General features: G+C 60.8%; 17 protein-coding genes. 13 read left to right on the forward strand and 4 right to left on the reverse strand.

Going from position 1 to position 21975, the window contains the following annotated elements; all coding sequences use genetic code 11:
- Positions 1 to 242 precede the first annotated feature (242 nt).
- From flgB to AC19YS_RS02435, 5 genes are all read left to right on the forward strand, one after another.
- A complete protein-coding gene (gene flgB / locus AC19YS_RS02415; protein WP_010208346.1) occupies positions 243 to 650 on the forward strand; it encodes a flagellar basal body rod protein FlgB in 408 nt (135 codons plus the stop codon).
- A 3-nt stretch (positions 651 to 653) separates the two neighbouring features.
- Complete coding sequence (gene flgC, locus AC19YS_RS02420; protein WP_106576134.1) at positions 654 to 1106, forward strand: flagellar basal body rod protein FlgC; 453 nt, start codon at positions 654 to 656, stop codon at positions 1104 to 1106.
- A 16-nt stretch (positions 1107 to 1122) separates the two neighbouring features.
- Positions 1123 to 1857 (forward strand): flagellar hook assembly protein FlgD, encoded by a 735-nt coding sequence (flgD, locus tag AC19YS_RS02425; RefSeq protein WP_106576135.1) that lies wholly within the window; start codon positions 1123 to 1125, stop codon positions 1855 to 1857.
- Positions 1858 to 1888: 31 nt separating this feature from the next.
- The gene (gene flgE / locus AC19YS_RS02430) at positions 1889 to 3199 is read left to right on the forward strand and encodes a flagellar hook protein FlgE (protein ID WP_106576136.1); all 1311 of its coding nucleotides are present in this window, start codon (positions 1889 to 1891) and stop codon (positions 3197 to 3199) included.
- A 189-nt stretch (positions 3200 to 3388) separates the two neighbouring features.
- Positions 3389 to 4480, forward strand: a complete 1092-nt coding sequence (locus tag AC19YS_RS02435; protein WP_500600810.1) for a hypothetical protein — start codon at positions 3389 to 3391, stop codon at positions 4478 to 4480.
- Between the two features lie 88 nt (positions 4481 to 4568).
- On the opposite strand, the gene AC19YS_RS02440 is transcribed toward AC19YS_RS02435, so the two are convergent.
- Positions 4569 to 7466: a ribonucleoside-diphosphate reductase subunit alpha gene (locus AC19YS_RS02440; RefSeq protein ID WP_200622878.1), complete on the reverse strand. Its 2898-nt coding sequence runs from the start codon at positions 7464 to 7466 to the stop codon at positions 4569 to 4571.
- A 716-nt stretch (positions 7467 to 8182) separates the two neighbouring features.
- On the opposite strand from AC19YS_RS02440, the gene AC19YS_RS02445 reads away from it, so the two are divergent.
- Positions 8183 to 8908: a response regulator gene (locus AC19YS_RS02445; protein ID WP_106576138.1), complete on the forward strand. Its 726-nt coding sequence runs from the start codon at positions 8183 to 8185 to the stop codon at positions 8906 to 8908.
- The gene (locus tag AC19YS_RS02450) at positions 8905 to 10515 is read left to right on the forward strand and encodes an ATP-binding protein (protein WP_500600812.1); all 1611 of its coding nucleotides are present in this window, start codon (positions 8905 to 8907) and stop codon (positions 10513 to 10515) included. Before AC19YS_RS02445 ends, AC19YS_RS02450 begins: the two co-directional genes overlap by 4 nt.
- 84 nt (positions 10516 to 10599) lie before the next feature.
- On the opposite strand, the gene AC19YS_RS02455 is transcribed toward AC19YS_RS02450, so the two are convergent.
- A complete protein-coding gene (locus AC19YS_RS02455) occupies positions 10600 to 11316 on the reverse strand; it encodes a 4'-phosphopantetheinyl transferase family protein (protein WP_500600813.1) in 717 nt (238 codons plus the stop codon).
- Between the two features lie 138 nt (positions 11317 to 11454).
- Between AC19YS_RS02455 and AC19YS_RS02460 the strand changes: the two genes are divergently transcribed.
- From AC19YS_RS02460 to AC19YS_RS02470, 3 genes are read left to right on the forward strand one after another with little or no spacing between them, the layout of a single operon-like run.
- Entirely contained in the window at positions 11455 to 11763 is a 309-nt protein-coding gene (locus AC19YS_RS02460) for a hypothetical protein (RefSeq protein ID WP_119741979.1), read from the forward strand.
- Between the two features lie 18 nt (positions 11764 to 11781).
- Entirely contained in the window at positions 11782 to 12459 is a 678-nt protein-coding gene (locus tag AC19YS_RS02465) for a response regulator (RefSeq protein ID WP_017138377.1), read from the forward strand.
- A complete protein-coding gene (locus tag AC19YS_RS02470; RefSeq protein ID WP_106576142.1) occupies positions 12456 to 13802 on the forward strand; it encodes an ATP-binding protein in 1347 nt (448 codons plus the stop codon). The genes AC19YS_RS02465 and AC19YS_RS02470 overlap by 4 nt, the downstream gene beginning before the upstream one ends.
- A gap of 130 nt (positions 13803 to 13932) precedes the next feature.
- Here AC19YS_RS02470 and AC19YS_RS02475 read toward each other — a convergent pair whose 3' ends face one another.
- Positions 13933 to 14931 (reverse strand): AraC family transcriptional regulator, encoded by a 999-nt coding sequence (locus tag AC19YS_RS02475; RefSeq protein ID WP_119741981.1) that lies wholly within the window; start codon positions 14929 to 14931, stop codon positions 13933 to 13935.
- A 339-nt stretch (positions 14932 to 15270) separates the two neighbouring features.
- Here AC19YS_RS02475 and AC19YS_RS02480 point away from each other — a divergent pair, with 339 nt between their 5' ends.
- The 3 genes from AC19YS_RS02480 (at position 15271) to AC19YS_RS02490 (ending at position 18434) form a co-directional block, all read left to right on the forward strand.
- Complete coding sequence (locus tag AC19YS_RS02480; RefSeq protein WP_106576144.1) at positions 15271 to 16602, forward strand: dicarboxylate/amino acid:cation symporter; 1332 nt, start codon at positions 15271 to 15273, stop codon at positions 16600 to 16602.
- Positions 16603 to 16860: 258 nt separating this feature from the next.
- Positions 16861 to 17847 (forward strand): XdhC family protein, encoded by a 987-nt coding sequence (locus tag AC19YS_RS02485; protein WP_500600816.1) that lies wholly within the window; start codon positions 16861 to 16863, stop codon positions 17845 to 17847.
- Positions 17844 to 18434, forward strand: a complete 591-nt coding sequence (locus tag AC19YS_RS02490; RefSeq protein ID WP_500600817.1) for a nucleotidyltransferase family protein — start codon at positions 17844 to 17846, stop codon at positions 18432 to 18434. The genes AC19YS_RS02485 and AC19YS_RS02490 overlap by 4 nt, the downstream gene beginning before the upstream one ends.
- A 122-nt stretch (positions 18435 to 18556) precedes the next feature.
- Here AC19YS_RS02490 and rne read toward each other — a convergent pair whose 3' ends face one another.
- Positions 18557 to 21784, reverse strand: coding sequence for a ribonuclease E (rne, locus tag AC19YS_RS02495; protein ID WP_500600818.1), 3228 nt, complete (start codon positions 21782 to 21784; stop codon positions 18557 to 18559).
- Between the last annotated feature and the right edge of the window lie 191 nt (positions 21785 to 21975).

Genomic DNA, 21975 nt, shown 5'->3' on the forward strand with positions numbered 1-21975 from the left:
TGTATTGAAGGGCTGCCTGCTGAGCCTGGCGTTCAATCAGCCGTGGCACTACCGGCAGTCTGCATAAAAGCGGCAACCGGTATTGCCGCTTTACTGGCGCCACGCGGAAGGCCGTTGCCGCTTTTCTGGCATTGCCACCGGCAAACTCCCCGCAAACCCTTGAATTACGGGTCCCGATGGAATTGGCATGCGCCTTGCTATAACCCTGTTACGAAAAGCAGGTCAGCCTAAAGGTTTCCGCCATGAGCATCAGCTTCGATAAAGCGCTCGGTATCCACGAACAAGCCCTGGGCTTCCGCGCCCAGCGTGCCGAAGTCCTGGCCAACAACATTGCCAACGCCGACACCCCGAACTACAAGGCTCGGGACCTGGACTTCTCTGCCGTGCTCGCCGCACAGCAGGACAAGACCAAGAACGGCACCTTCGCCTTGAACATGACCAACAGCCGTCATATCGAAGCGCAAGGCTTGAGCAATGGTGACGAGTCGTTGCTGTATCGCACGCCGATGCAGCCATCGATCGACCAGAACACCGTCGACGCCCAGCTGGAGCAATCGGCCTACGCCGAAAACTCGGTGAACTTCCAGGCCAGCTTCACCCTGCTCAACAGCAAATTCAAAGGGCTGATGTCAGCCCTGCGTGGAGAGTAAGCCATGTCCTTAGCCAGTGTTTTCAATATTGCCGGCAGTGGCATGAGCGCGCAGACCACGCGCCTGAACACCGTCGCCAGTAACATCGCCAACGCCGAGACCGTGTCTTCGAGCATTGACCAGACCTACCGTGCCCGTCACCCGGTGTTCGCCACCATGTTTCAGGACGGCCAGAGTGGCCAAAGCGGTAGCGGCGACTCGCTGTTCCAGAACCAGGATGCCGCAGGCCAGGGCGTGCAGGTGCTTGGCGTGGTCGAAGACCAAAGCAATCTGGAAGCCCGCTACGAACCCAACCATCCCGCCGCGAACGAAAAGGGTTACGTGTACTACCCCAACGTCAACGTGGTCGAGGAAATGGCCGACATGATTTCCGCCAGCCGCTCGTTCCAAACCAACGCGGAAATGATGAACACCGCCAAAACCATGATGCAGAAGGTCCTGACCCTGGGTCAGTGATAAGGGGCGCCAAATAATGGCCATTGTTGATACCACTTCTACGACACCCAACACGCCGGTTCAGGACCTTTTCAACTCCAAGGTCAAGACCGCGACAGACAACAGCGGCCTCGCTTCGGCGGCCAGCGCGGCCACCGGTAACCAGGCGCTGGGTAAAGATGCATTCCTGCAGCTGCTGGTCACCCAGCTGAAAAACCAGAACCCGCTGTCGCCACAGGACAACGGCGCGTTTGTGGCCCAGCTGGCTCAGTTCAGCAGCCTGGAAGGCATCAACACCCTGAACGACTCGGTAAATGCGATCTCCAGCAACTTCAGTTCCTCGCAAGCGCTGCAGGCATCGTCGCTGGTCGGGCGTTCGATCATCACCCAGACCGATAAGGCCATGGTTGACACCAGCAAGAGCATGACCGGCTCGGTGGCGGTGACCGCGGCGACGGGCAACGTCTCCGTGAAGATCACCGACAAAGACGGCAACGTGGTCCGCACCCTCGACATGGGCGCCCAAAGCGCCGGTGATTCCAGCTTTATCTGGGATGGCAAGGACGACAAAGGCGAGGTCGCCCCCGCCGGGACTTATACCTTCGCGGCCAGCACCAAAAATGATACGGGCGACTCGGTTGCCTTGTTGACCTCGCTGCCGGCAACAGTGACCAGCGTGACGTTGAGCAAGACCGGCGGCGAAATGCTGCTCAACCTTGCCGGCGGCATGGGCAGCGTCAAGCTGTCGCAAATTCAGACTATCGGTACATAGAGCCGGCTAAATACGGCAGAAGGAGAGAAACATGTCTTTTAACATCGGCCTTAGCGGCCTCTATGCGGCCAACAAACAGCTGGACGTGACCGGCAACAACATCGCCAACGTCGCGACCACGGGCTTCAAATCGTCCCGTGCCGAGTTCTCGGACATCTACGCCGCGTCCAAGCTGGGCACCGGCCAGAACAGTGTCGGCAGTGGTGTGAACCTGGCGGCCGTTTCCCAGCAGTTCACCCAGGGCGACGTCAACAATACCGGCGGTCTGCTGGACATGGCGATCCAGGGCGGCGGCTTCTTCGTTCAGAAGGGCAGTGACGGCTCGCTGGAATACACCCGCAGCGGTGCCTTCCGTTCGGATAAAGACGGCTACGTCACCAACAACACCGGCACCTCGCGCCTGCAAGGCTACGCGGCGGACGCCGACGGCAATATCATCAAGGGCGCGCTGACCGACCTGCAATTGAACCTGTCGAACCTGCCGCCCAAGGCTTCCACCAAAGTCGACTCCACCAGCAACCTGAACTCGTCGTCGCCGGTGATTGATCAGACCACCAAGCCGTTTGATCCAACTGACTCCACCACGTTCAGCACTCAATACAACACCACCTTGTATGACACCCAGGGCAACGCCCACCCAATGGTGCAATACCTGGTGAAAACGGATTCCAACACCTGGAAATCCTACACCCTGATCGATGGCCGTAACCCTGACGGTTCGGCGCCTACCGGCACAGGCTCGACGCCGCCGGTCGCCTCGACGTTGAGCTTCGACGGTTCCGGCAAGCTCACCGGGATTGTTACGGGCACCACTTCCAGCACCACCTTGCAGCTGACCGGCTGGGTGCCGGGCACAGTGACCAACGGCGTGTGGACCAAAAACGGTGCGAACGCCAACCCTGGCGGGATTGCCATCAACATGAGCAACATCACCCAGTACAACTCGGCCACCTACCGTAACCCACCGGTCACCGATGGCTACGCCACCGGCCAGATCACCGGCCTGAACATTGACGGTAACGGCGTGTTGTTCGCGACCTTCAGCAACCAGCAGAGCAAGGCCATCGGCCAGCTTTCCCTGGCCAGCTTCAACAACGAACAAGGCCTGCAGCCGGCGGGCGGCACCACTTGGAAAGAAACCTATGCGTCGGGTCAGCCGGGTTACGACACCCCGCAAGCCGGCACCCTGGGTTCGATCGTGTCCAAATCCCTGGAGAACTCCAACGTCAACCTGACCAACGAGCTGGTGGACCTGATCAAGGCCCAGAGCAACTATCAGGCGAACGCCAAGACCATCTCCACTCAGAGCACCATCATGCAGACCATCATTCAGATGACCTGATGCTGTTGGCCTGACGCGCACGCGCAACGAAAGCCCCTCGATCGAGGGGCTTTTTTTTGCCTGCCATTTGGCATCGGGGAATATTCCCACCTCTGGCCTGATCACAGCCGACAGGCCCGTGTTGGAACCGGCCACACGGTTCTTCCCACTCATCAAGCCTCAACGTGTTCGATCACAAGGTGGCTCGGTATGGGAAGTTCGTCGATGTCCGGCCAGGGGGCTGGAGGTGTGCGTTATGGCGTGGGGTGGGCGGGGCAGTACCTGAGTGGAGTCAGCCGGTCAGAGGGCAGCCGGGATGCGGTCGATGTCGATAAAGACGCGGTCACGCAGCTTCTCAGGCAGTTGGATGACGCCGAAAAAACCGCCAAAAACCAGACTGTCCAGGACCTGCGCGACAAGCTCAATGAAAAGCGAAACGCGCTGGGAGAGGAAAAATTCAAAGCGATCCTTGAGCAGTTGAAGCGGGAGGCGGTTACAGATTTTCTTGCGCTGTTGAAGAGGCTGTTTCCAGAGCTGTTTGCAGATGAGCCAACTCCTTCTCCAGCACCTTCACCAACACCCTCGCCAGACCGCGGTGGCGGCGGCGGCGGCGGCGGTGGCGGTCGGGTTAGTCCAAGCGATTTTGGCGGCAGTGAGCCCATGAGTAATCTGCCGATTACCGAAGGCTCCAAGCATTTCAACTACAAGCCGGACGCAAGTAATCCGGGCAAGAAACCGGACAATATCTGGAGTGGATTCAGCCAGGGGCCCGATGGTAATTGCGTCACGGTTGCCGCGATAAAGGGGGCGATGATGAAGTTTGGGCAGAAGCCCACTGATGTTTTCGCTGAGGTGCATGAGACCGCTGGTGGCTATCACGTCAAGATGCGCGATGGCTTCGAACTGGATTTATCCAAAGCTGAACTGAGGCACGCCGCCAGTTACGCACAGTTCAAGGGAGATAACCCCTCGATGATGACCGACGCCAACTTCATGTACGCCGTAAGTGCCAAGCGTGCACAGATGGAAGGGAATGGTTTTGATGACAATCCCGAGGTCGCCAAGCAGAGTTTCGCGCATGCGATGCAAAGCTTGAACAATGGCGAGATGGGGCGAGAGGCGCTGGACCGGCTTGGATTGAATGGTCTCTATAAAGACTCTTCGAGTTCAGCGCTGGCAAGCGGCGCACTGGGCGTGGTGGATTACGGCGGCCATTCAATGGCGGTGATTGGCGGTCGCGTAGAGTTGTGGGGAGGGCGAGGCGGCGCTCCCCAGGAAGGCAACGCCTACGAATTCGTTTAGCGTAAAAACAAAAAAACCGATAAACCCATTGCAGCAGGGTCTATCGGTTTTTTCAATCCCGGGCAATCAAGCCCGGGATCAGCTCAGCTTATTGGCAAGCTTCGCAATCCGGCTCATCAATCGCGCAGGCCTTTGGCACTGGCGCTGGACCGGCTGGTGCCGCAAGAACCGAATCATCACCGTGGTTGCCGCCGCTGGAAACAGCGTTCAGCTTACCGGTGTTGATGGTCGACTTCTCGGTGCTGGTCGCGGCCAGGGCACGGAGGTAGTAAGTGGTTTTCAGACCACGGTACCAGGCCATGCGGTAGGTCACGTCCAGCTTCTTGCCCGAAGCGCCGGCGATGTACAGGTTCAGCGACTGCGCCTGGTCGATCCACTTCTGACGACGGCTGGCCGCGTCAACGATCCACTTGGTGTCCACTTCGAACGCAGTTGCGTAGAGCTCTTTGAGTTCTTGCGGGATGCGCTCGATCTGCTGCACGGAACCGTCGTAGTACTTCAGGTCGTTGATCATGACCGAGTCCCACAGGCCGCGAGCTTTCAGGTCGCGAACCAAGTACGGGTTGATCACGGTGAATTCGCCCGACAGGTTCGATTTCACATACAGGTTCTGGTAGGTCGGTTCGATCGACTGCGACACGCCAGTGATGTTGGCGATGGTGGCGGTCGGCGCGATGGCCATGATGTTGGAGTTACGAATGCCTTTCTGCACACGGGCGCGTACCGGCGCCCAGTCCAGGGATTCGTTCAGGTCAACGTCGATGTACTTCTGGCCACGCTGCTCGATCAGGATCTGTTGCGAATCCAGCGGCAGGATGCCTTTGGACCACAGCGAACCCTGGAACGTCTCGTAGGCACCGCGCTCGTCGGCCAGGTCGCAGGAAGCCTGGATCGCGTAGTAGCTGACCGCTTCCATCGACTTGTCGGCGAACTCGACCGCAGCGTCCGAACCGTAAGGAATGTGCTGCAGGTACAGCGCGTCCTGGAAGCCCATGATGCCCAGGCCGACCGGACGGTGCTTGAAGTTGGAGTTCTGCGCCTGTGGTACCGAGTAGTAGTTGATGTCGATAACGTTATCGAGCATGCGAACGGCGGTGTTCACGGTGCGTTCCAGCTTGGCGGTGTCCAGCTTGCCGTTGACGATGTGGTTCGGCAGGTTGATCGAGCCCAGGTTGCAAACGGCGATCTCGTCCTTGTTGGTGTTCAAGGTGATCTCGGTGCACAGGTTCGAGCTGTGGACCACGCCCACGTGCTGCTGCGGGCTGCGCAGGTTGCACGGGTCTTTGAAGGTCAGCCATGGGTGGCCGGTTTCAAACAGCATGGACAGCATTTTGCGCCACAGGTCTTTAGCCTGGATGGTCTTGAACAGCTTGATCTTGCCTGGGTACTGGGACAGGGCTTCGTAGTACTCGTAACGCTCTTCGAAGGCCTTGCCGGTCAGGTCGTGCAGGTCTGGCACTTCGGATGGCGAGAACAGGGTCCATGGGCCGTCATCGAAGACACGCTTCATGAACAGGTCAGGGATCCAGTTGGCGGTGTTCATGTCGTGGGTACGACGACGGTCATCACCGGTGTTCTTGCGCAGCTCGATGAACTCTTCAATGTCCATGTGCCAGGTTTCCAGGTAGGCACACACAGCGCCTTTGCGCTTGCCACCCTGGTTCACGGCTACAGCGGTGTCGTTCACCACTTTCAGGAACGGTACAACGCCCTGGGACTTGCCGTTGGTGCCCTTGATGTACGAACCCAGTGCACGCACAGGGGTCCAGTCGTTGCCCAGGCCGCCGGCGAATTTGGACAACATGGCGTTGTCGTGGATCGCGTGGTAGATGCCCGACAGGTCATCCGGCACGGTGGTCAGGTAGCAGCTCGACAGCTGTGGACGCAGGGTGCCGGCGTTGAACAGGGTTGGGGTCGACGACATGTAGTCGAAGGACGACAACAGGTTGTAGAACTCGATGGCGCGGTCTTCTTTGTGCTTCTCTTCGATCGCCAGGCCCATGGCCACGCGCATGAAGAACACTTGCGGCAGTTCGAAACGGATACCGTCCTTGTGGATGAAGTAACGGTCGTACAGGGTCTGCAGGCCCAGGTAGGTGAACTGCTGATCGCGCTCGTGGTTGATCGCCTTGCCGAGTTTTTCCAGGTCGAAGGTGGCCAGGATCGGGTTCAGCAATTCGAATTCGATACCCTTGGCGATGTAGGCAGGCAGGGCCTTGGCGTACAGGTCAGCCATCTCGTGGTGGGTGGCGCTGTCGGCGACTTTCAGGAAGCCCAGGCCTTCGGCACGCAGGGTGTCCATCAGCAGGCGCGCGGTCACGAACGAGTAGTTCGGCTCACGTTCAACCAGGGTACGGGCGGTCATCACCAGGGCGGTGTTGACGTCGGTCAGGGCCACGCCGTCGTACAGGTTCTTCAGGGTTTCGCGCTGGATCAGGTCACCGTCGACTTCTTCCAGGCCTTCGCAGGCCTCGGTGATGATGGTGTTCAGGCGGCCCAGGTCCAGCGGTGCAAATGTGCCGTCAGCCAGGGTGATGCGGATCGACGGGTGAGCTTGCACGGCAGCTTCTTCAGCCGGGGTGCGTACCGCGCGTTCCTTGGCGCGCGAGTCACGGTAGATCACGTAGTCGCGGGCAACTTTCTGCTCGCCGGCACGCATTAGGGCCAGTTCGACCTGGTCCTGGATTTCTTCGATGTGGATGGTGCCGCCCGAGGGCATGCGACGCTTGAAGGTTGCGGTGACTTGTTCGGTCAGGCGGGCAACGGTGTCATGGATGCGCGACGAGGCAGCAGCGGTGCCGCCTTCAACTGCAAGAAACGCTTTGGTGATGGCGACGGTGATTTTGTCATCGGTGTAAGGAACGACAGTGCCGTTACGCTTGATCACTCGCAGTTGGCCAGGTGCAGTGGCGGACAGATCCAGGTTCGAATCAGCGGCCTGCGGCACGGAGCCCTGCGGGTTCTCGCGAGTTGTGTCGGTTTGCATGGGGGGTTGTCTCCACATTCTATATTTATTTGGGCACCATCACGGTGCCCACCGTTCCGTCCTGAAGCACTTACAGCAGGCCTGGGCCTGGCATAACAACTTCGGGACAGGAGGAAGGGAGCTCATCGCGCCGCTTCCATGCCGAAGTCTTCGGTTCGGGCCTTGAGGCGCCCTTCGCCGTATTCCTGGTGGGTGACAGTTGCTCGCTTCAAGCACTGCAACACCCGTACCGCTTTCTGCCCTGGAGGCTGGAAAACGGCTGCCATCCGCGTGCGCGGTTTGGGCTTTTAAAAAATGCGTTGGTTCCAACCAAACGGGAGCAAGAAAGCGCTTGAGTTTCTTGTCTGATCTGTGTTTGGTTTTTTCGCTTAAAACCCTACATGTAGGGTTTTTTTAGCGCCGAGGTACAAGATAATGCGTTTTGGGGGGCTTAGCAACGCACTACCTGTGGATAACGCTGTGGGTAAAATGTGTATGAAACGTAGAACGCCCGTGTAGGCCGCAGTACTACTGGATCGCACCGTTTGTCACCGAATATTCCAAGGTAAAAACAGCCGATTGGAATTTTGAGGGCGCGAACCCTACCACAAAAAAACGTGATCACCGAATGGATTTCCCGGCTTGTGCCAGAGGGCTGGCGCATGGCTACAATCGGCCTTCAATAGAGGCAGTAGTGTGTGCCCCGTAGATGACAATAATTAGAACCGAGGTAGCGCATGGAGCAAGAAGCCTGGCAGATATTGATCGTCGAGGACGACGAGCGATTGGCCGAGTTGACCCGTGATTATTTGGAGAGCAACGGCCTGCGGGTGGCGGTGGAAAGCGACGGCGCCCTGGCGGCGGCACGCATCATTGCCGAACAGCCCGACCTGGTGATCCTCGACCTGATGCTGCCCGGCGAAGATGGCCTGAGCATCTGCCGCAGCGTGCGCGAGCGCTATGACGGTGTGATCCTGATGCTCACTGCACGCACCGATGACATGGACCAGGTGCAGGGCCTGGACATGGGCGCCGATGATTACGTGTGCAAACCCGTGCGCCCGCGGCTGTTGCTGGCGCGTATCCAGGCCCTGCTGCGGCGCAGTGAGCCGGCCTTGCCGATTGCCGTGGAAAACCAGCGTCGCCTGCAATTTGGCCCTTTGGTGGTGGACAACGCCCTGCGCGAAGCCTGGCTGCACGAAGGCGGTATCGAATTGACCAGTGCCGAATTCGACCTGTTATGGCTACTGGTGGCGAATGCCGGGCGCATCCTGTCGCGCGAAGAAATCTTCATCGCCCTGCGCGGCATCGGCTATGACGGCCAGGACCGCTCCATCGATGTGCGCATCTCACGCATTCGCCCCAAAATCGGCGACGACCCGATCCATCCGCGCCTGATCAAGACCATCCGCAGCAAAGGCTACCTGTTCGTCCCCGAAGCCGCTGCCGATATGCCGCTGTGAACTCGATCTTCCTGCGCATCTATGGCGGCATGTGCGCGGCGCTGATCCTGGTCGCGCTGCTGGGCGTACTGGCCCTGCACCTGCTCAATGAAGTGCGCAGCGGTCAATACCGTGAACGCCTGGCCCACGGCACCTTCGCGTTGATGGGCGACAACCTGCAGCCCATGAGCGCCATCGAACGCCAGCGCGCCCTGGCGGTGTGGGAGCGTTTGCTGGGCATTCCCCTGGAGTTGCGCACACTCACCGACGCGCAACTGGACCTGAGCCAACGCAACCGCCTGCAACGCGGCCAGGTGCTGGTCGAGCAGACCGGGCCGCATGCCGCGCGGGTGCTGCGCCTGGTCAGCGGGCAGGAACAGCTGGTACTCACCGGTGAAGTGCAACAGATCAGCGAGCAACTGGCCCGCGCGACGATTTACCTGTTGGCGGACGAACTGGTGCGCTTCCCGGTCGCCGAGCAACCGCAAAAGCTGGCCGACATCAAGCAAGCCAAAGGTTTTGGTTTTGACATGCACCTGATGACCCTGGATCAAGCGGACATGGACGACGATCAGCGTCGCCGGGTGTCGGAAGGCGACACGGTGATGGCCTTGGGCAAGGGCGGCGATTCGATCCGCGTGTTTGCCGGCATGGTCGGGACGCCATGGGTACTGGAAATCGGCCCGCTGTACCAAATGAACCCTTACCCGCCGCAGTGGCTGATCCTGATCGCCTTGATCAGCCTGACCCTGATCGGCTTGATCGTGTATTTATTGGTGCGCCAGCTCGAGCGGCGGCTCAAGGGGCTGGAAGCGGCGGCTACACGTATCGCTAAAGGCAATCTGGAGGTCCGCGTGCCGGCACGCGGCGCCGACTCGGTGGGGCGGCTGGCGGCGGCCTTTAATGGCATGGCCGAGCACTTGCAGCAGTTACTGGCGATTCAGCGTGAGCTGGTGCGGGCGGTGTCCCACGAATTGCGCACTCCGGTGGCACGCCTGCGCTTTGGCCTGGAGATGATCGGCGGCGCCGCCAGCCCCGAGGCGCGGCGCAAATACATGGATGGCATGGACAGCGACATTCAAGACCTGGATGGCCTGGTTGACGAAATGCTCACCTACGCGCGCCTGGAGCAGGGCGCGCCGGAGCTGAATTTCCAGCGGGTCGACCTCAGCGCGTTGCTCGATCAGGTGATCGGCGAATTGTCGCCACTGCGCCCTCAGGTCAACGTGGCCCGCGGTATTTGCTTGTCGTCGGCGCATTGGGACGATGCCTGGGTCGATGCCGAACCGCGCTACCTGCACCGCGCCGTGCAAAACCTGGTGAGCAATGCGATGCGCCACGCCCAGGGCCAGGTGTTGATCAGCTACCAGGTCGGCCAGGTGCGGTGCCGCATCGATGTGGAAGACGACGGCCCCGGTGTGCCGGAAAGCGCCTGGGAGCGCATTTTCACGCCGTTTCTGCGCCTGGACGACAGCCGCACCCGCGCCTCGGGCGGGCACGGCCTGGGGTTGTCGATTGTGCGGCGGATCATCTATTGGCACGGCGGGCGGGCGTTGATCAGCAAGAGCAACAACCTGGGCGGGGCGTGTTTCAGTTTGAGCTGGCCACGGGATCAGGAGAAGGCTTGAGATCGCTATCGCAGGCAAGCCAGCTCCCACAGGGCGAATGCATGCAAAAAAAGTGGGAGCTGGTTTGCCTGCGATGGCGGTAGATCAGGCCTTGATGGCCACCAGGCTCAACAACTGCTCCCCGTCCACCCCAAACTGCCCCTCCAACTCTGTGCCATGGCACCACTCAGCCGAAAGGTCGGTTAGCAGCTTTAGTCGCACCTGCCCGGTCTCGGACCACTTCACCACCTCGGCATGTTCGAAGTAAAAGCGCTTCTGCACGATCGGGTAGAGCGCCTTGAACAGGCTTTCCTTGGCCGAAAACGTCAGCGTCACCAACAAGGCGACCTGCTCGCGCGGCACGCTTGCCATGCGCTGCATTTCTTCAGCCGTCAGAATCTCCCCGGCCAGGCGTTCGGCCCGTTCCAGGGCCAGCACATTCTCCAGATCCATCCCCAGCCCACGCCATTGCGCCTTGTGCCCGACAATCGCCGCAGCGTGCCCGGTGCTGTGGGTGATTGAGCCGCTGATGTGTTCAGGCCACACCGGCGCACGGTCTTCGCCGATGGGCGGCACGCAATCAAGGTGATCGAGTTGTTGCAGTGCCGCGCGGGCGCACAGGCGGCCGGCGAGAAACTCCGCCTGGCGCTTGGCCACCGAGCGCTGGATGCTGGCCGGAGGCGGCACCGCGCAACGCTGGAAATCGCCGGCAGCTAATAAGGCCGGATCGAAACGGGTGCTCAGAAACACCGTGCCCGGCAACGGAGCGGGCAGCGGCCAATGGGCATCAAGTGGGGTGCAGCAAGCGGGTAGGGGCGTCATGCGCGGTATTTTGCGTCAGTTGGCGCGCCAGTGGATAGCCCGTCACGGTTCAGGCGCGGTTCAGAGCCCGTTCAGGGGGAGTTCAGGGGCGCCTGCGTAGTCTGGGCTCAACAGCCAAAACGCGTAGAGGTAAGCACCATGACTGCGATCAAAAAGCTGATGTTGGCGTTAACCATGCTCAGTGCCACTGCCGGCGTCCAGGCGTCGGACGGTGCATTTGCGGCATTTGGTGGCGAGAAAACCAAAAAGTCCAGCAACCTGATCCATCGTGTCAGCTTCGAAGACGCGGGCACCCAGGCCGCGCCGTGGGGCCAGTCCCTGGGCCTGAGCGCCGCGCAACCTGCCTACCGCACCGGTTATGAACACCTGACGGGCCAATACAATGGCATTAAACTGCGCCCGCAAGACTTGCAGGGCCGCTATGATATCCCCCTGTCGGACAGTTGAATTGCCTTGGAGAGCCTTATGAAATTGCTGGTCGTGGAAGATGAGGCGCTGTTGCGTCATCACCTGTTCACCCGCCTGACCGACAGCGGGCACGTGGTCGAGGCCGTGGCCAATGCCGAGGAAGCCCTGTACCAGACCGGGCAATTCAACCATGACCTGGCCATCATCGACCTGGGCCTGCCCGGCATGGGCGGCCTGGACCTGATCCGTCAACTGCGCAGCCAGGCCAAGACCTTCCCGATCCTGATCCTCACCGCCCGCGGCAACTGGCAGGACAAGGTCGAAGGCTTGGCGGCCGGCGCTGACGACTATGTGGTCAAGCCGTTCCAGTTCGAAGAACTGGAGGCGCGGATGAACGCTTTGCTGCGCCGCTCCAGCGGGTTCACCCAGTCGACCATTGTTGCCGGGCCCTTGCTGCTGGACCTCAATCGCAAGCAAGCATCCCTGGATGAGCAGCCGCTGGCGCTGACCGCCTATGAGTATCGGATTCTCGAATACTTGATGCGCCACCATCAGCAAGTCGTCGCCAAGGACCGCTTGATGGAGCAGCTTTATCCCGATGACGACGAGCGTGATCCGAACGTGATCGAAGTGCTGGTCGGCCGCCTGCGCCGCAAGCTGGAAGGGCCGGCGGGGTTCAAGCCGATCGACACCGTGCGGGGCCTGGGTTACCTGTTTAATGAGCGCTGCCGTTGATACGCTCGTTACGTGTGCGCTTGATGCTGGCGGCCACCACCCTGGCCGTGTTGTTTATGCTGGGCTTACTGCCCGCCATGCAAGGGGCGTTCAGCCTGGCGCTGCAGGATTCCATCGAGCAGCGCCTGGCGTCGGACGTCACCACCCTGATTTCCGCCGCGCGCGTCGAAAACAACCGCCTGCTGATGCCGGCGCAGTTGCCGGACGAACGTTTCAACCTCACCGATAGCCGTCTGCTTGGCTATATCTACGACCGTGAAGGCCATCTGGTATGGCGCTCACGCGCTACTCAGGAAGAAAATATCAACTACAAGCCGCGCTACGACGGGCGCGGTAACGAGTTCGCGCGCATTCGCGAAGCCAATGGTCAGGAATTTTTCGTGTATGACGTCGAGGTCAAGCTGCTGGGCGGCAAGAGCGCGGCGTTCAGTATCGTGGCCCTGCAGCCGGTGCGCGAATACCAGCTGACCCTTGAAGGCCTGCGGGAAAACCTCTATTTGGGGTTCGGCGCGGCCTTGCTGGTGTTGCTGACGTTGCTGTGGCTGGGCCTGACGTGGGGCCTGCAGGCGCTGCGGCGCCTGAGCCAGGAACTTGACCAGATCGAAGGCGGCACCCGCGAAAGCCTTTCCGAGGAGCATCCCCGTGAATTGCTGCGTCTGACGGGCTCTCTCAACCGGTTGCTGCACAGCGAGCGTGAACAACGGGCGCGCTACCGCGATTCCCTCGACGACTTGGCCCATAGCCTGAAAACGCCGCTGGCCGTGTTGCAGGGTGTGAGTGAGGACATGGCCCAGCGCCCGGAAGATCGCGGCCAGGCCTGGGTATTGCAATCGCAGATCGAACGGATGAGCCAGCAGATCGGCTACCAGCTGCAGCGTGCCAGCCTGCGTAAAAGCGGCCTGGTGCGCCACCAGGTGCGCCTTGAGCCGGTATTGCAAAGCCTGTGCGACACGCTGGACAAGGTCTATCGCGATAAACGCGTGACGGTGACCTTTGAGTTGCCCGCCGAATGCGATGTGCCGATCGAGAAGGGCGCGTTGCTCGAAATGCTCGGCAACTTGCTGGAAAACGCCTATCGCCTGTGCCTGAGCGAAGTGCGCATCAGCCTGACAGAAAGCCTCGAAGGCACCGAGCTGTGCATTGAAGATGACGGGCCTGGCGTGCCACCTGATCAGCGTGCGCGGATCCTGCAAAGGGGCGAGCGGCTGGACCGCCAGCATCCGGGGCAGGGCATCGGTCTGGCGGTGGTCAAGGACATTATCGAAAGCTACAGCGCGCGGCTGACCTTGGGCGACTCACCATTGGGCGGCGCGGCGTTCAAGATTCACTTTCCGGCCTTGTGATCTCTGTTGACTCCACTGGCCTCTTCGCGAGCAAGCCCGCTTCCACATTTAACCGCGTTTATCCTGTAGGAATGCGGTCGAATGTGGGAGCGGGCTTGCTCGTGAAGGGGCCGGCAATGGCACCACACCGCTAACTCTCCTGCGCCCGATACGCCCCAGGCGTCAAGCCCGTCCACTTCTTGAACGCCCGATGAAACGCCGACGGCTCAGAAAACCCCAGCTGCTCGGCAATCTCCTGCAAAGACAAATCCGCCCGTCCCAAGTGATAGATGGCAATGTCCCGGCGCAATTCATCCTTGAGCGCCTGAAAGCTGGTGCCTTCCTCACGTAAATGCCTGCGCAGGGTTTGAGGACTGATGTGCAAGTGCTGCGCGACCGCTTCGAGGTCCGGCCAGGGCGTGCGGTCACGGCTCAACAAGCGGCGCAGCTGGCTGCTCAGGCTGTCGCCTTCATCCGGCCGCGACAGCAGGTCGGCGGGGGAGCGCTCAAGAAAATGCTTGAGGGTGCGTTCGTCCTGCAGCAGCGGCAAGCTCAGGTAGCGGCTGGGAAACACCAGGCTGCTGTGTGGCGCGCCGAATACCTGAGGGCAGGGAAAGAGCAGGTCGTATTCGCCGGCATGGGCCGGCATCGGGTAGCTGAACGTTGCCTGTTGCAGGCGGATACGCTGGCCGATCAACCAACTGCCCAGGCGATGCCAGATCACCAGCAGGCATTCACTGAGGAAGTGATCCGGGTCCCACAACTGCGAATCGTCCAGGCTCAGTCGGGCCATGTCGCCTTCTCTTGTCAGCTGCCAGCGCGGACCCTGTGGGAATAGGCTATAAAATAATAAGCCGCGTTCCAGAGCCTTCTCCAGGGTGCGGCAGTGGATCAGCGCGTGGCACATCATGGCGAAGGTGCCGCGCTTGCTCGGACCTTCGGCGAACCCCAGGTATTCGTCGTCCAGCGCCAGCCACAACATCTGCAACAGCCGGGTAAATTGCTCGGGGGCGATGCGGGCGCGGGGTTCGGTCAACAGCTCTGGGGTGATGCCCACCTGCAGCAGCAGGCCCGAGCAGTCGTAGCCCGCCCGGCGCGCACCACCGAGGGCGGCTCGGGCGTAGTGGCTGGCGATGGTACGTTCACGCATGTGAGGGCCTCGTCCATGGAGTGGCGGATGTTAGCCATCACCGGGAGGGGCGACAAGGCGGATATCCGCCAAATTGTAGGACGAGACCGGGTGGCCTGGCGGAATTCCGCCACATCTCCCAAGGTGTGCAAGGCCGTCGTCGTGCCCCCAGCCCTGATGTCTAAAGGCCTTCAGCGTTTTTAAGCGATGTGGCACGGCGTTTGCGATACAGAGAACAGCGCAGGCCGGTTTCAACGGACCTCGCAAACAACAAATCCCTCCAGTGCAGGAGGGTTCGCAATTCAAGTGTCGTGGGCAATGGCGGATATTTGCCACACGGTGCGATTGAGGAACTTTGCAATGACGACTCGTCAGCCACTGTACAAATCCCTGTATTTCCAGGTGATCGTTGCAATCGTTATCGGTATTTTGCTCGGTCACTTCTACCCGCAGACCGGCGTGGCGCTCAAGCCACTGGGTGACGGCTTCATCAAGCTGATCAAAATGGTCATCGCCCCGATCATCTTCTGCACCGTTGTCAGCGGCATCGCTGGCATGCAAAGCATGAAATCGGTTGGCAAAACCGGTGGCTACGCGCTGCTGTACTTCGAAGTTGTTTCCACCATCGCCCTGTTGATCGGTCTGGTCGTGGTTAACGTCGTGCAACCGGGCGCCGGCATGCACATCGACGTGGCTACCCTGGACGCCTCCAAAGTCGCGGCCTACGTGACTGCCGGTGCAGACCAGAGCGTGGTTGGCTTCATCCTTAACGTGATCCCGAACACCATCGTCGGCGCTTTCGCCAACGGCGATATCCTGCAAGTGCTGATGTTCTCGGTGATCTTCGGTTTCGCCCTGCACCGCCTGGGTGCCTACGGCAAGCCGGTGCTGGACTTCATCGATCGCTTCGCGCACGTGATGTTCAACATCATCAACATGATCATGAAGCTCGCGCCACTGGGTGCCCTGGGCGCCATGGCGTTCACCATCGGTGCCTACGGTGTAGGCTCGCTGGTTCAGCTGGGTCAGCTGATGATCTGCTTCTACATCACCTGCGTCCTGTTTGTGGTCGTGGTGCTGGGCGCCATCTGCCGCGCACACGGTTTCAGCGTGTTGAAGCTGGTTCGCTACATCCGTGAAGAGCTGTTGATCGTACTGGGGACTTCCTCCTCCGAATCGGCACTGCCACGCATGCTGATCAAGATGGAGCGTCTGGGCGCGAAGAAATCCGTAGTAGGCCTGGTGATTCCGACCGGCTACTCCTTCAACCTCGATGGTACCTCGATCTACCTGACCATGGCGGCCGTGTTCATCGCTCAGGCGACCGACACCCACATGGACATCACCCACCAGATCACCTTGCTGCTGGTGCTGCTGCTGTCCTCCAAAGGCGCTGCAGGCGTGACCGGTTCGGGCTTCATCGTGCTGGCGGCCACCCTGTCGGCTGTTGGCCATCTGCCGGTTGCCGGCCTGGCGCTGATCCTGGGTATCGACCGCTTCATGTCCGAAGCCCGCGCACTGACCAACCTGGTCGGTAACGCCGTTGCCACCATCGTTGTGGCCAAGTGGGTCAAGGAACTGGACACCGACAAGCTGCACAGCGAGCTGGCGTCCGGCGGCACTGGCATCTCCGACACCCGTCCGGAAGATGACCTGGGCGTGGCTGAAGGTCCTGCTCCTGCGGTCAAGTAACATGCCGAAGGCGTGAATCGCGTCAGACGCTCTGCAAACGCCCCGACTTGATCGGGGCGTTTGCGTTTCTGCGGGGTCACTTTTCGGTTCTTTTGATTTACAGTCAGCAATCACTTCATCAAACCGCGATGAGGCTGGTATCTACCGGCGTTTGTTGGCCCTGGCCGGACTATGCTGATGAAACTCGCGCCGGGGTGTCCGCTCTAAAACCCATTAGCCAGCCGCATGTTTGCGCTGCAATCGCTTGCAGGAGTTTCGATGGACAGTGTGGATCTGAATGTCTTGCGCAGCGTGCTCGATTGGCGCCGCGCTGGGCACCGAGTGGTGCTTTACAGCGTGGTCCAGACCTGGGGCAGTGCGCCGCGCCCGCCAGGGGCGATGTTGGCCTTGCGAGGCGACGGTGTCGTGATTGGGTCGGTGTCCGGTGGCTGCATCGAAGATGACTTGATCGCGCGCCTGCAGGACGGTCGCTTGCCGGACGATGGGCCGCCGGTGCAACTGGTGACCTACGGCGTCACCCGGGATGAGGCTGCGCGTTTTGGCTTGCCTTGCGGCGGGACATTACGCCTGACCGAAGAGCGCGTGGACAGCTGGGCTTGGGTCGCCGAATTGCTGGCGCGGTGTGAGGCGCATGAAATCGTTGCGCGCGAGTTGGACCTGGCCACTGGCGAGGTGAACTTGAGCGGTGCGAGCAAGACCGATGCCGTGACCTTCGATGGCGAACGCCTGCGTGCGATCTATGGCCCCCGTTGGCGTTTGTTGCTGATCGGTGCGGGCCAGTTGTCACGCTACGTGGCTGAGATGGCACGGTTGCTGGATTTCGAAGTGCTGATCTGCGACCCGCGTGAAGAATTCGCCTATGGCTGGGAAGAGCAGCACGGCCGCTTTGTGCCGGGCATGCCGGATGAAGCGGTGCTCAATATCCAGACCGATGAACGCACTGCCATCGTCTGTCTGACCCACGATCCACGCCTCGATGACATGGCGCTGCTGACGGCGCTCAATTCCACAGCGTTCTACATTGGCGCCCTTGGTTCGCGGGTCAACAGCCAGAAGCGCCGAGAGAACCTGGCGGCGCTGGGCCTCTCGACGCAAGCCATTGCCCGCTTGCATGGGCCTATCGGTTTGCACATCGGCAGTCATACACCGTCGGAAATTGCGTTGTCGTTGATGGCCGAAATCGTTGCGATCAAGAACGGCGTGGCAACACTGCAGAAAAAGCCGTTGCCGGTAGCGGCCCAATGACTGTTGTCGCGATTGTGCTGGCGGCAGGGCAGGGCAGTCGTTTCCGCGCTGAGGCAGGGCCAGATAAAGACAAGTTGCTGGCCGATTGCGTGGGCCGCGATGGTGTGACGCGGCCGGTGATCGAGCAGGTGCTTGTGAACTTGCCTGCGCGTGTTGTAACGCGCTGGGTGGTGACTTCGCCGGACCGGTTGGAGGTGATTCGCCTGGCACAGGCTTACGGCTGTGAAGTCCTGTTGTTGCATTCCGCCGGCATGGGCGACAGCCTTGCTGCGGTGGTTGCGGCCAGTGGCGCGGCAGACGGCTGGTTGGTGGTATTGGGCGACATGCCGTTTATTCAAGCATCGAGCATTGAGCAGGTGCTGGACGCGCTGCAGGAGGAGGGTATCAGCGTGCCGGTGCATGCGGGAACGTGCGGCCATCCTGTGGCGTTTGGTCGTGCGTTCGGGCCAGGCCTGATGGCGTTGACTGGGGATCGTGGCGCCAAGCCTCTGTTCGCTCAGGCGAAGGTAGCGCAGGTTCACGTCAATGATCCGGGTGTGCTTTGGGATGTGGATCTGCCACAGAGGCTGAATTTTAACGCCGACTGAATATGAGAGTGGGCTTGCTCGAGAATGCTGGATGTCAGTCAATCTGCGCAGGTCTCAAATCAATCGCCCATAAAAAAGCCCCGCCTGATCACTCAGGCGGGGCTTTTTAGTGGCTGATGGAATCAGACGAGAGGTTTAGGCTCGTGTTCTGCTTCCAACGCCTTTGGGGCGTGCTCCGCGGCAGCCGGGGCTGGCGCCTCGACTACTTCGGCAGCAGCCGGTGCGGCAGCGGCTGCAGCGGCGGCGGCTGCAGCGGCGGCGGCCTCAGCTTCCTTGCGGCGGCGACGCACTTCGCGTGGGTCGTTCGGCGCGCGGCCATTTTCGGTCAGTGCGCTGGCAGGGGCTGCTTCAACCACCGGGGCGGCAACTTCGGCAACCACTGGCGCTTCAACCACTGGCGCAGGTTCGGCAACCACAACCGGAGCGGCTTCAACCACTTCGGCAACCGGTGCTGGCGCTTCTTCTGCCACAGGGGCAGGGGTTGGCGCTTCAACCGGAGCGGCTGGCTCGGCAGTCCACTGGAAGGCGGTCTGTTCTTCGCGAACTTCACGCACTGCCGGGGCGGCCTCTTCGACAGCCGGCGCTTCAACCACGGCTTCAACCGCTGGCTGAGGCTCAACTACCGGTGCAGGCTCGACCGCGGTGACATCCACTGCTGGTTGAGCTTCGCGAACCGGTGCAACTTCCACTTCCGGCACCACTGGGGCTTCGATCGGGGTCGTTGCTTCGACGACTGGAGCTTCAACTACCGGCGTTTGAACTGCCGGGGCCTCAACCACTGGCGCTTCAACCGCTGGCGTTTCAGCGACTGGCGCTTCTACAACAGAGGTGTCTTCGACGGCGGCAGTAGCGCGTTCAGCTTGCTCGTGAGCCTGGGCCTCAGCAGGTGCGCTGATGACCGAGGTGGCCACGGCGGCTGTCACAGCCAGGCCGGCAGCCAGTTCGGCGCCAGTCGGCTCGGCGGTGGCGGCTTCTGCGTTTTCGCCAGACTCTTCCGAGCCTTCGATGACATTGCCGTTGGCGTCACGTTGACGCTCGCGACGGTTGCTGCGACGACGCTGGCCACGGGAGCGGCGACGTGGACGATCACCTTCGGCGTTGTCCTGGCCGTCTTCCTGCAGTTGCTCTTCGCTCGTCAGCACTTCTTCTTCGCTGGCGGCAGCGGCTTGCTCGGCGCGTGGTTGACGCTCTTCACGCGGTGGGCGCGGCTGGCGCTCTTCACGTGGGGCGCGTTCTTCACGCGGCTGGCGAGCCGGGCGTTCTTCGCTGGCCGCTTCGGCAGCCACGGCTGGAGCTGCGTCCAGTGGCTCGCGCAGTTCACGCACACGTTCTTCACGCTCGCCACGCGGCTTGCGGTCTTCACGAGGGGCGCGTGGGGTACGTGGTGCGCGCTCTTCACGCGGTGCACGTTCTTCACGGGCTACGGCCGGGGTTTCTTCGCGGGCTTCGCGAGGTGCACGCTCTTCACGTGGCGCGCGTTCTTCACGCGGAGCACGTTCCTCGCGAGGCTTGCGCTCTTCATCACGGCGACCGTTGCGGTTACGGCTTTGCTGACGACCGTTGCGACGTTCTTCGTTACGGGCCGGGCGCTCGGTGGCAGGTTTTTCAACCACTACCGGAGCAACTGGCTCTTCCTTGGTGGCGAACAGGCTGACCAGCGACTTCACCAGGCCTTTGAACAGGCTTGGCTCAGGCAGGGCGGCTGGCGCGGCAACCGGGGCGGCTACTTCGGCAGGTACCGGTGCGTTGGCACGGGCCGGTGCGGTCTTCACGGCAGCTTCCTGGCGAACCAGGGTGCGGGTTGCGGCAGCTGGCTGAACTTCTTCCACTTCAGCCGCGGCAGCAGCGATTTCGTAGCTGGACTGGCCGCTGTGTGCTTCCGGGCTGTCATCACGCAGGCGCTGCACTTCGAAGTGCGGCGTTTCGAGGTGATCGTTCGGCAGGATGACGATACGGGCACGGGTACGCAGTTCGATCTTGGTGATCGAGTTGCGTTTTTCGTTGAGCAGGAACGCTGCAACCGGGATCGGCACTTGCGCGCGGACTTCGGCGGTGCGGTCTTTCAGGGCTTCTTCTTCGATCAGGCGCAGGATCGCCAGGGACAGCGATTCAACGTCACGGATGATGCCGGTGCCGTTGCAACGCGGGCAGACGATGCCGCTGCTTTCGCCCAGGGATGGGCGCAGGCGCTGACGGGACATTTCCAGCAGGCCGAAGCGCGAGATGCGGCCGACCTGTACGCGGGCGCGGTCAGCTTCAAGGCATTCGCGGACTTTTTCTTCCACGGCGCGCTGGTTCTTGGCCGGGGTCATGTCGATGAAGTCGATCACGATCAGGCCGCCGATGTCACGCAGGCGCAGTTGGCGGGCGATTTCTTCAGCCGCTTCCAGGTTGGTCTGCAGGGCGGTTTCTTCGATGTCGCTGCCTTTGGTCGCACGCGCCGAGTTGATGTCGATGGACACCAGGGCTTCGGTCGGGTCGATCACAATGGAGCCACCGGAAGGCAGTTCGACTACGCGCTGGAAGGCGGTCTCGATCTGGCTTTCGATCTGGAAACGGTTGAACAGCGGAACGCTGTCTTCGTACAGCTTGATCTTGCTGGCGTACTGCGGCATTACCTGGCGGATGAAGGTCAGGGCTTCGTCCTGAGCTTCAACGCTGTCGATCAGCACTTCGCCGATGTCCTGGCGCAGGTAATCGCGGATGGCGCGGATGATCACGTTGCTTTCCTGGTAGATCAGGAACGGCGCGGAACGATCCAGGGACGCTTCTTTAATAGCGGTCCACAGTTGCAGCAGGTAGTCGAGGTCCCACTGCATTTCTTCGCTGCTGCGGCCAAGGCCGGCAGTGCGCACGATCAGGCCCATGTCGGCTGGTGCAATCAAGCCGTTCAGCGCTTCACGCAGTTCGTTGCGCTCTTCGCCTTCGATGCGACGGGAAATACCGCCGGCACGTGGGTTGTTCGGCATCAGCACCAGGTAACGGCCGGCCAGGCTGATGAAAGTGGTCAGGGCGGCGCCCTTGTTGCCACGTTCTTCTTTTTCGACCTGAACGATGACTTCCTGGCCTTCGCTCAGGACGTCCTTGATGTTCACGCGGCCTTCTGGGGCTTTCTTGAAGTATTCGCGGGAGATTTCTTTGAGGGGCAGGAAGCCGTGGCGCTCGGAGCCGAAATCGACAAAGGCAGCCTCAAGGCTTGGTTCGATGCGAGTAATACGGCCTTTATAGATGTTGGCCTTCTTTTGCTCGCGTGCACCGGATTCGATGTCCAGGTCGTAGAGGCGTTGGCCATCTACCAGTGCAACACGCAACTCTTCGGGTTGAGTTGCGTTAATCAGCATTCTTTTCATGTTGTACCGTCGGTTTCCGGGCTGCCGGAAACGGCGTTCGGCACACACGACTTCTCACGGTCGGTGTCAGGTGCGTCAAGAGTGGTTGGCCACTCCAGTGTCCAGCAATAACGAGCCAATTGGGCCGGTATCGCGACGGACGCGTCCTGCTTGTTAGCGGTGGTGACAAAGGCACCACTTCAACAAAAGCT

This window comes from Pseudomonas sp. MF08831 (assembly GCF_059862645.1).

Bases quoted from the DNA above. Each gene is read 5' to 3' on its own strand.
- flgB (WP_010208346.1), top strand. From the start codon at position 243: ATGAGCATCAGCTTCGATAAAGCGCTCGGTATCCACGAACAAGCCCTG.
- flgC (WP_106576134.1), top strand. From the start codon at position 654: ATGTCCTTAGCCAGTGTTTTCAATATTGCCGGCAGTGGCATGAGCGCG.
- flgD (WP_106576135.1), top strand. From the start codon at position 1,123: ATGGCCATTGTTGATACCACTTCTACGACACCCAACACGCCGGTTCAG.
- flgE (WP_106576136.1), top strand. From the start codon at position 1,889: ATGTCTTTTAACATCGGCCTTAGCGGCCTCTATGCGGCCAACAAACAG.
- AC19YS_RS02435 (WP_500600810.1), top strand. From the start codon at position 3,389: ATGGGAAGTTCGTCGATGTCCGGCCAGGGGGCTGGAGGTGTGCGTTAT.
- AC19YS_RS02440 (WP_200622878.1), bottom strand. From the start codon at position 7,466: ATGCAAACCGACACAACTCGCGAGAACCCGCAGGGCTCCGTGCCGCAG.
- AC19YS_RS02445 (WP_106576138.1), top strand. From the start codon at position 8,183: ATGGAGCAAGAAGCCTGGCAGATATTGATCGTCGAGGACGACGAGCGA.
- AC19YS_RS02455 (WP_500600813.1), bottom strand. From the start codon at position 11,316: ATGACGCCCCTACCCGCTTGCTGCACCCCACTTGATGCCCATTGGCCG.
- AC19YS_RS02460 (WP_119741979.1), top strand. From the start codon at position 11,455: ATGACTGCGATCAAAAAGCTGATGTTGGCGTTAACCATGCTCAGTGCC.
- AC19YS_RS02465 (WP_017138377.1), top strand. From the start codon at position 11,782: ATGAAATTGCTGGTCGTGGAAGATGAGGCGCTGTTGCGTCATCACCTG.
- AC19YS_RS02475 (WP_119741981.1), bottom strand. From the start codon at position 14,931: ATGCGTGAACGTACCATCGCCAGCCACTACGCCCGAGCCGCCCTCGGT.
- AC19YS_RS02480 (WP_106576144.1), top strand. From the start codon at position 15,271: ATGACGACTCGTCAGCCACTGTACAAATCCCTGTATTTCCAGGTGATC.
- AC19YS_RS02485 (WP_500600816.1), top strand. From the start codon at position 16,861: ATGGACAGTGTGGATCTGAATGTCTTGCGCAGCGTGCTCGATTGGCGC.
- AC19YS_RS02490 (WP_500600817.1), top strand. From the start codon at position 17,844: ATGACTGTTGTCGCGATTGTGCTGGCGGCAGGGCAGGGCAGTCGTTTC.
- rne (WP_500600818.1), bottom strand. From the start codon at position 21,784: ATGAAAAGAATGCTGATTAACGCAACTCAACCCGAAGAGTTGCGTGTT.